The following is an 8,798-nucleotide window of genomic DNA, read 5'->3' on the forward strand; positions in this document are numbered from 1 at the left end:
GCAATTCCAGCAGTTGATGCCGCCAGCAGCAAGAAAGTGGCCAGCGGCACGGTCATGAAGAAGATCAAGAAGTCCGGCAAATTAGTTGTCGGCATGTCCGCTGACTACCCGCCATTAGAATTTACCAAGAACGTCAACGGCAAAAACAAGTATGTCGGCGTCGATGTTGAACTGGCCAAGCAGATCGCCAAGGACCTGGGGGTCAAGCTAGAAATCAAGAACATGGACTTTGACTCCCTCCTGGTTGCCCTGGAAACTGGCAAGATCGATATGATCATTTCCGGGATGACCCCAACGGCCGAACGGAAAAAGAGCATTGACTTCTCCAAGATCTACTACGCTGAAAAGTCTGACTACTTTGTCATCAGCAAGACCAACAAGGCCAAGTATACCAGCACCGCCTCCTTTAAAGGCAAGACGGTTGGTGCTCAAACCGGTTCGCTTCAGTACACTTCCTTGAAGAAAAACGCTGCTAAGAGCGGGATCAAGGTCAAGGGGCTGGCAAAGATCAGCAACCTGCTCATGGCGCTTAAGTCCGGTAAGGTTGACGCTGTTTTATTAGGTGAACTGAACGCCAAGACTTACGCCACCAACGACACTTCCCTGTCTTTGGTCAAGTCCAGCCTCAGCCAGGCTCAGATGGGCAACGCTGTTGGGGTGGCCAAGGGGCAAGGCGACCTGGTCAAGGCCATCAACAAGACCATCAACGACTGCCAAAAGCAGGACCTGTTTAACAAGAAGTACATCCCGGCCGCTGCCAAGGCCATGAAGCAGGCCTCAAGCAAGACCAACAACTCCATGAGCAAGTACGCCAGCTACTTCGCGACTGGCCTGGGCTACACCATGATTATTACGATTTGCTCCATCACGATTGGTTTAGCCCTGGGTGTCATCTTCGCCTTGATGCGTCTGTCTAAGAACAAGCTTTTGCACGCCATTGCCGTTTGCTACATTGAGTTCCTCCGGGGCACTCCGCAGATGGTTCAGATCATGTTTGTCTACTTCGGAGTCGGGATGCTGATCAAGAATATGCCGGCCCTGGCCGCCGGGATCATCGCCATCGGCCTTAACTCCGGGGCTTACGTAGCTGAAGACATCCGGTCCGGGATCAATTCCGTGGCCAAGGGGCAAACGGAAGCTGCCCGGTCCCTGGGCCTCAGCCAGGCCAAGACCTACCGCTACGTAGTCTTCCCGCAAGCCTTGAAGAATATCTGGCCAGCCCTGGGCAATGAATTCATTACCTTGACCAAGGACAGCTCTCTGGTCTCCGTCATCGGGGTTGGGGAATTGATGTACGAGACCGGCCTGGTCCAAACCGCGACCTACCGCGGGGTCATGCCGCTTTTTATCACCATGTGCATCTACTTCGTGGTAACCTTTATTTTGACCCGTCTGCTCAACTACTTTGAACGGCGGATGAACCTGACTTCAAGCCGGGCATAAAGACAAACAATAGAAAGAAACTGGAAACCTAGATTGGCTTCCAGTTTTTATTTTGCATATAGGGCAATAATTTGCCGCATTAAGGGGGTAACCACCCGGTCTTTGCGCCAGACCAGCTGCAGGCGGGTCCGCCACTTAGCCGAGTCGATTGGGTAGATGTGGCCTTTGGCATAAGTTTTGGCGATTGATTCCGGCACCAGGGCAATCCCCAGGCCAGAGTCGCTCCAGCTGATAGCGGTTCTGGAATCATCGCACTTAACCACAAAATTTGGGGTGAGACCTTTTTCCGCGAAGGCTTCCTTGAACATGTCCTCAAAGCGCCGGTAGATAACCAAGGGCTGGCTGGCCAGGTCCTGCAGCCCTACTTTTCCCTTGCCAGGGAAAAAGTCCTGGCAGGTAACCGCGGTCATCGGCTCATCGCTGATGTCGACAAAGTTCAAGTTGACCCGGTTGTAGGGGGTGCGGACGATGGCCAGGTCCAGCAGGTTGCCCTGCAGCTTGTCCAGGATGCCGAAAGTGTTGTCTTCGTAGATGTCAAAGGAGACGCCGGGATGCTGGCGGGCAAAAGCCGTCAATTTGGCGGAAGGAAGCTCGCCGATTGAAGAAGAGACGGAACCTAATTTAACCCTTCCCCGCCCGCCCCGGTCCAGCTCCGTAATTTCGGTTTGGACGTTTTTAGCTAAGGTCAAAATCTGACCAGCATAATCCCGCAGCTTTTTTCCAGCCTCGGTCAGTTCAATTCCATAAGGCTGACGGATAAATAGCTTAGCCCCTAGCTCCTCTTCTAATTGCTTTAATTGGTAGCTGAGGGCTGGCTGGCCGACAAAGAGCCGCTTGGCGGCTGAAGTAATCTGCCCTTCCTCGGCTACGACCAGAAAGTAATTGAGCTGCTTGAAATTCATTTTCTTCCCTCTCTTTTTAATGATCTTTGAGCTTAGTAGATATCAACTCTTTAGATATCTAACATCATAAATCAGTATTTTATTTATATCAATCTGGGGGCTACAATGAACAGTGAGAAAAATAACTTCTAAATGTAACACGTCACGACTGAAGAATAATTATAAGGAGATCTTTGCATGAAAGTAAAAGGCTTGACGCAGGCTGAAGCTGACCTGCGCTTAAAAAAAGACGGACTCAACCAGGTGCCGGAGCCGGAATTCAGCTTCTGGAAGGAATTTGCCGGCAAGCTTTGGAATCTCAGTGCCTGGATTCTGGAGGCGGCACTCCTCCTGGAATGTGCCCTAGGCAAGTGGATCCAGTCCCTCTTCGTTTTGCTTATGCTGCTCTTTGCCGCCTACAACGGGGCCACGCAGAAGAAGAAGTCCCGCAAGGTCCTGAGTTCAATTTCCCAGCAGCTGACCCCGGTTGTCGCTGTTTTAAGAGATGACCGCTGGCAAAAAATTGACTCCAAATACCTGGTAGTCGGCGATATCGTCAACCTGCAAAAAGGGGATATTTTGGCCGCCGACATTGACCTTTTGGACGGGAACTTGACCTTAGATGAATCCTCAATCACCGGGGAAGCCAAAAATGTCCATAAAAAAGCCGGGGCGACAGCTTTTGCGGGCACGACCGTCATGGACGGCGAGGCTCTGGGCAGAGTCAGCGCGACCGGGACCAATTCAAGAAGCGGGCAGACCATCAACTTGATCAACACGTCCGCGGCACCTGGCCACCTGCAGCAGCTTTTGACCAAGATCATCTACTACCTCTGCCTCTTAGACGGGGTTTTGACCGTCATCCTCTTGATCGCGGCCATAATCCGGGGTGAAAATATCTTGGAAATGCTGCCCTTCCTGGCCATGATGTTTATCGCTTCTATTCCAGTAGCTATGCCGTCAACTTTTGCCCTCTCCAATTCCTTTGAGGCCACCCGCCTGTCTAAAGAAGGAGTTTTGACCAGTGACTTAACCGGGATTCAAGACGCGGCCAACCTGAACCTGCTCTTACTGGACAAGACCGGGACCATTACTGAAAACAAGACGGCTGTCGCCTCTTTTGCTAATTTTTCAAAGCTCTCAGATGAAGAAGTCCTAGCCTTGACCAGCCTGGCCATCGACCAGCGCAACCAAAGCGTGATCGACCTGGCCTTAATGGACTTTCTGCAAGAGAAAAAGATACCAGTTAAAGAAGCAGAAGCCTTTACCCCCTTCACTTCCAGCCAGGGCTATTCTGAAGGCCGAGGAGAAGGCCACGACGTTAAGCTGGGTTCAGTCAAGCAGTTCAGTAAGATTGATCCGGCTATTTCTGAACAATTGGCAGCTGTCGACCTCAGTCTGGGCCGGTCAGTCGGGATTTTGCTCGACGACCGTTTGGCGGGTATTTTTATCACTAAAGACAAGGTCAGAGCTGATTCAAAAGCCGCCCTGGCCGAACTGGTCAAGCGGGGAATCAAGCCAGTCATGCTGACCGGGGACAACCAGAAAACCGCGGCCAGCGTGGCTGAAGAAGTCGGCTTGACTGGCAAGGTCATCTCGATCAGCGACTTTAAAGAGGGGGTAAAGGCGGAAGACCTGGCCGGGATCGCCGACGTTTTGCCGGAAGACAAGCTGGATATGGTCAAGTACTTCCAAAAGGCTGGCTATATCGTCGGCATGACCGGGGACGGGGTTAACGACTCCCCTGCCCTCAAGCAGGCCGAAGTCGGCATAGCTGTATCAAATGCCGCTGACGTGGCAAAAAAGAGCAGCAAGATGGTTCTTTTGGATGAGGGCCTTAGCCCTATCGTCAAGATCTTGGATGCCGGCCACCGGGTTTACCAGCGGATGACCACCTGGTCTTTAACCAAACTAGCCAGAACGGCTGAACTGACCATGCTCTTGACCTTCTCTTATCTTATTTTCGGCTACCTGCCGATGGCCTTAAATGCCATGGTCATCTACACGATCATGAACAACATGGTCACCATGATGATCGGAACCGACAAGACTCACATCACTTACAAGCCGGAGAACTGGGATATGGGCAAGCTGGCTAAAATTGCCTTCTCCTTGGCAGGAGCCTGGACAATCATCGGTTTTGCCTTCGTCTCTGCCTTAACAAAGGCCGGAGTAAATCATGATCAAGTTGGGACCATAGTCTACGTCTTCTTAGTTATGAGCGCCATGATGATCGTCTTGATCACCCGGACCAAGCGCTTCTTCTGGCAGTCTGCCCCATCTAAGCCGGTAGCCAGTGTCCAGATCGCCGATATACTTTTGACCTGCCTTTTAGCACTTTTGGGCATCGCCATGCCGGCCATCGGGATTAAGGAGCTCTTGACCCCTTTGGCCGTAGCCTTCCTGGCCGCCATTTTGATCGACCTGGTCTACCAGCCGGTCATGAAGAACAAGTAACAAATAAATGTGTGTTTGGCTATTTTTTGCCAATTAGCTTTACAGGGAAAGAAGAATTTAATGCGCAAGAGAATTTTTAGAATCATCATGAGTCTGGCAATTCTGTTGTTGGTCATATTATCCGGCATGCTGGCCTGAAAAAAGTTCAGCTGGCTAATGGCCAGTAAGGCAAACTAAATCATCTACTAAATGCTTTGTACTTATTACTGTTTAATCTGACAAAAAGGACTCGCTTTTGCGAGTCCTTTTACTTAGTTCTTATATCTACTTTTTCTGCTTACTGCTTACTCTTCACTTGCCTCTTTGCTCTTTTCCAGCTGCTTTTGCCGGTAGGCAATCAAGCGCTCGAATTCCGTTTTCAGCAAGGCCCCCATCGGGACGGCAATCAGCATCCCCACAAAGCCGCCCATGGCCCAGCCGGCAATCACGCAGACGATAACGTACAGGGGATGGATGTGAATGGCTGAAGACAAAAGCTTAGGATTAAGAATATTGCCATCAATCGCCTGGATCAAGAGGAGAATAATCATCCCCACGATCAAAGCTGTCATATTCTGGCTGAGGGTGCAGGCTAAGATAACCATCCCATAGCCTAAAATCGGACCAAAGTATGGGATTAGGTTACCCAGCCCGGTTACCAAGCCGATCAAAAGGCCATATGGGACCTTGGCAATCAGCATGGCCAGGCTAACTAAAAGGCCAACGATAAAAGCATCGATAATTTGCCCTCTGATGTAGCCGGAGAAGGCCCGGTCAGCGTCTGCTAAGAAGAGCTTGATTACCCTGATCACCTTTTTGTTTAAGAGGGTGCCCAGGTTTCTCTTCCAGTATGCCGCGATCCGCTGGCCATCGTAGAGGAAGTAGATGGCAAAAATCATCCCGAAGAAGAAGTCGCTCAAAAAGCCAGTTACCCGGCCGACCCCCTTTTGCATATAAGAGACCAGGCCGCTGGTCGACCAGCCCTGCTTTTGCAGGTAGGCTAAGATTTCGTTGATAAAGCTGCTGTACTGGGCTTTCAGTTGGTCATAGAGGCTTTCTAAGCTTCCCAGGCTGAAATGGCTCAGCTGCTTGAAGAAGGTCACGAAAACCGCTGTCGCGGCCAGTAAAATAACCAGCAAGAGCAAGAGCAGGGTCAAGGCCACTGCGGCTGACCGGCTGGCCGTCGCCACTGCCCCCTGGCTGCTGCCCTTGGAAAACTTCCGGTCAAAAAAGTTGGTCAAAGGCAGCAAGAGATAGGTTAAAACTAAGCCGTAAGTCAAAGGCTGGGCAATTGCTGCCAGAATCTTGCCTACCCGGACCCAGAAGCCAGTTGACTCATAGGCTAAAAGCAGGATGAAGAGACCGGCAAAGACCGTGCCCAGACAGTAGAGGGCAATCTTAAAATACTTCTGATCAATGTGGTTCCAAAATTTGTTCATCATACACCTCGCTAGTTTGACTAGCTTTTATTATAACAGTTTCCGGCCCTGGCCAAAGCAATAAAAAAAGCAGTTGCGAAAACTGCTATTTTTTATCTTCTTCTCGATTATGATTTTTACATCACGTGGTGGATCCAGCCTTCTGGGGCTTCGACTTCCCCGTTTTGGATGCCAGTCAAAGTGTTGTAAAGTTCTTCCATGAACTTGCCTGGCTTGTCCATGCCTGATGGCAGGTCGATGACCTGGTCGCCATTGACGATGCGGCCAACTGGTGACAATACGGCAGCCGTGCCGACTAAAGCACATTCCTTGAAGGATGGAACTTCGTCGAAACGGACTTGTCTTTCTTCAACCGTCAAGTTGAGGTAGTGTTCAGCCAAGTATACAATGGAGCGTCTAGTGATTGATGGCAAAATTGAATTTGACTTAGGAACGACCAAGTGGTTGTTTTGGTCGATGAAGATAATGTTTGAGCCACCCGTTTCTTCAATGTAAGTTTGGGTAGCTGGGTCCAGGTACATATTTTCAGCAAAACCTGCCTGGTGGGCAGCGACAGTCGCCTTCAAACTCATGGCATAGTTCAAAGCGGCCTTAACGTGGCCAGTCCCGCGAGGTGCAGCCCGGTCATATTGGGCAACCTGAACGGCAACTGGAGTAGCCCCGCCCTTGTAGTATGGGCCAACTGGAGTTGCAAAGATTCTGAACATGTAGTCAGTTGCCGGAGCAACGCCGATGATTGGTGTAGTGCCGATTTCGTATGGACGCAGGTAAAGAGTCGCGCCTGAACCGTATGGCGGTACCCAGTCAACATTGCCCTTGACTACTTGGTCGATTGCTTCAACGAACTTGTCCTTTGGATAAGGCTGCATTTCGATCCGCTTAGCGGAGTTGTACATCCGTTCCGCGTTTTGGTCTGGCCTAAAGACAACAACAGATCCGTCCTTCCAGGTGTAGGCCTTCATCCCTTCAAAAACTTGCTGGGCATATTGCAGGGTTTCAGCACATTCATTCAATACGACATTAGGGTCGTCGGTCAGCTTGCCGCCTTCCCAGGCACCGTCGTGGAAATAGTCCACGTAGCGCTTGTCGGTTTGATGATAGCCAAATCCGATATTTGCCCAATCGAAATCTTTTTTTGCCATGATATTACCTCCTAAAAATTCAATCACTAGTTTTTATAGTTGTAACTATAATACTCTTTCTGAAGGTTAGCAAGGTCTTTTTAAATTTATTTTCATTTTCTTGCTATTTTTTTGCTAACTTTAATTCTTCTAAGGCCTAAGCCTTGCGAAGACAAGCCTTTTGACCCTAATTTTCTCTTTTTTAAGTTAGCTAATCTTTTCTTAATTTTCCTTGTTGGTTGACAAAAGGTCCTCGTCCAGGCCCCGGCTACATTCTGCCTGCAGGGTAACGTGGTTGATGGCAAACTTTTCCTTCAGACAAGCAGCAATCTCTTCATCAAGCTCTTCAATCCGCTTGGCGGTTAAACCGGAGTCAACCACAATGTGGGCGTCCAGCATGATGGTGTCATCACTGTAGCGCCAGACATGCAGGTAGTGGAGCTGTATTACCTCCTTAAAGGCCAAACCAGCCTCTTCAATGGCTTCCAGGTCCAGGTCGGGGTTAGCTTCCATCAAGACGTTAGCTGAGTCCCTGGTGACTTCAAAAGCTTCTTTCAAGAGGAAAATTGCCGCGGCCATAGTTAAGACCGGGTCCACCAGGGTCCAGTTTTGGTAGTAAATTAAGAGTGACCCCACCACGACAGCCACGCTGGACAAGGTGTCCGACATCATATTCAAAAAGAGGGCCCGGGCATTCAAATTCTCCTTGCTCCCCTTGCCCAGGATCAGCATGGAGATCAAGTTGCCGGCCAGGCCGATCAAGGAGACGATGAACATGACGCCCCCTTCAATCGGTTCAGGCTTGCTGAAACGCTTAATGGCTGAAATAAATAGATAGATGCTGATGGCCAGCAAGAAGAGGCCGTTGGTGTAGGCAGCCAGGGTTTCGGCCCGCTTGTAGCCAAAGGTCTTGTGCTGGTCCTTGCTTCTTTTGGCGATCAAATTAGCCGCAAAGGCAACCACGATGGAAACAACGTCACTCAAGTTATGCAAAGCATCTGACAAGAGGGCCAGGGAACCGGAGATAATCCCGCCGGCAATTTCCGCGGCAGTAATGATGACATTGAAGACAGTCACCAACAAATACCTTTTTGATGCTTGGTCTTTCATGATTTTTACCTGCACAATCTTTCATATATCGTTTTTGGTATATTTACTCTTACCTACACTATATTACAAAAATGATATATAATCAAGGGGGAAATTGGAAAGGAGACCCGCATGACACACGAAGAACTGATCGACCAGGCGGCCCGCCTTTTCAAGGTCTTGGGCAGCAGCCTGCGGATCCATATTCTCTTTTACCTGAGAAAACACGGCGAAAGCCCGGTTTCGGCAATCGTCGGTCACCTGGGCGTCTCTCAGCCGGTAATTTCCAAGCAGCTCGGTATTTTGAAAAAACCGCCGATTGTAAAATTAAACTGAACACTGTTCCGATCCAGTAAGAAAAATCGTTTTCACTGGATCAGAGCACAAAA

The 8,798-nt window shown here is 49.8% G+C and carries 7 protein-coding genes; 3 read left to right on the forward strand and 4 right to left on the reverse strand.

Annotated features, from left to right (window positions below; translation table 11 throughout):
- Positions 1-1,443: ABC transporter substrate-binding protein/permease (locus FD23_RS05305; RefSeq protein ID WP_164477171.1), on the forward strand; the 1,443-nt coding region annotated here is incomplete at its 5' end.
- 47 nt (positions 1,444-1,490) lie between these two features.
- On the opposite strand, the gene FD23_RS05310 is transcribed toward FD23_RS05305, so the two are convergent.
- On the reverse strand, positions 1,491-2,345 hold the full coding sequence (locus FD23_RS05310) for a LysR family transcriptional regulator (RefSeq protein ID WP_025895895.1): 855 nt from the start codon (positions 2,343-2,345) through the stop codon (positions 1,491-1,493).
- A 177-nt stretch (positions 2,346-2,522) separates the two neighbouring features.
- Here FD23_RS05310 and FD23_RS05315 point away from each other — a divergent pair, with 177 nt between their 5' ends.
- A complete protein-coding gene (locus FD23_RS05315) occupies positions 2,523-4,781 on the forward strand; it encodes an HAD-IC family P-type ATPase (protein WP_025895894.1) in 2,259 nt (752 codons plus the stop codon).
- A 284-nt stretch (positions 4,782-5,065) separates the two neighbouring features.
- On the opposite strand, the gene FD23_RS05320 is transcribed toward FD23_RS05315, so the two are convergent.
- From FD23_RS05320 to FD23_RS05330, 3 genes are all read right to left on the reverse strand, one after another.
- Positions 5,066-6,199, reverse strand: coding sequence for an AI-2E family transporter (locus FD23_RS05320; RefSeq protein WP_025895892.1), 1,134 nt, complete (start codon positions 6,197-6,199; stop codon positions 5,066-5,068).
- 116 nt (positions 6,200-6,315) lie between these two features.
- Complete coding sequence (locus FD23_RS05325; protein ID WP_025895891.1) at positions 6,316-7,341, reverse strand: branched-chain amino acid aminotransferase; 1,026 nt, start codon at positions 7,339-7,341, stop codon at positions 6,316-6,318.
- Positions 7,342-7,542: 201 nt separating this feature from the next.
- Positions 7,543-8,430 (reverse strand): cation diffusion facilitator family transporter, encoded by an 888-nt coding sequence (locus tag FD23_RS05330; protein ID WP_025895890.1) that lies wholly within the window; start codon positions 8,428-8,430, stop codon positions 7,543-7,545.
- 111 nt (positions 8,431-8,541) lie between these two features.
- Here FD23_RS05330 and FD23_RS05335 point away from each other — a divergent pair, with 111 nt between their 5' ends.
- Positions 8,542-8,745 carry an ArsR/SmtB family transcription factor gene (locus tag FD23_RS05335; RefSeq protein ID WP_044880529.1) on the forward strand — a complete coding sequence of 68 codons (204 nt, stop codon included), beginning with the start codon at positions 8,542-8,544 and terminating at the stop codon, positions 8,743-8,745.
- Positions 8,746-8,798 lie beyond the last annotated feature (53 nt).

The organism is Lactobacillus delbrueckii subsp. delbrueckii DSM 20074 = JCM 1012, from assembly GCF_001433875.1.
GTDB lineage: Bacteria > Bacillota > Bacilli > Lactobacillales > Lactobacillaceae > Lactobacillus > Lactobacillus delbrueckii.

What these genes read in the sequence shown, in the direction of transcription:
- FD23_RS05310 (WP_025895895.1), bottom strand. Translation starts at nt 2,345, where the DNA reads ATGAATTTCAAGCAGCTCAATTACTTTCTGGTCGTAGCCGAGGAAGGG.
- FD23_RS05315 (WP_025895894.1), top strand. Translation starts at nt 2,523, where the DNA reads ATGAAAGTAAAAGGCTTGACGCAGGCTGAAGCTGACCTGCGCTTAAAA.
- FD23_RS05320 (WP_025895892.1), bottom strand. Translation starts at nt 6,199, where the DNA reads ATGAACAAATTTTGGAACCACATTGATCAGAAGTATTTTAAGATTGCC.
- FD23_RS05325 (WP_025895891.1), bottom strand. Translation starts at nt 7,341, where the DNA reads ATGGCAAAAAAAGATTTCGATTGGGCAAATATCGGATTTGGCTATCAT.
- FD23_RS05330 (WP_025895890.1), bottom strand. Translation starts at nt 8,430, where the DNA reads ATGAAAGACCAAGCATCAAAAAGGTATTTGTTGGTGACTGTCTTCAAT.
- FD23_RS05335 (WP_044880529.1), top strand. Translation starts at nt 8,542, where the DNA reads ATGACACACGAAGAACTGATCGACCAGGCGGCCCGCCTTTTCAAGGTC.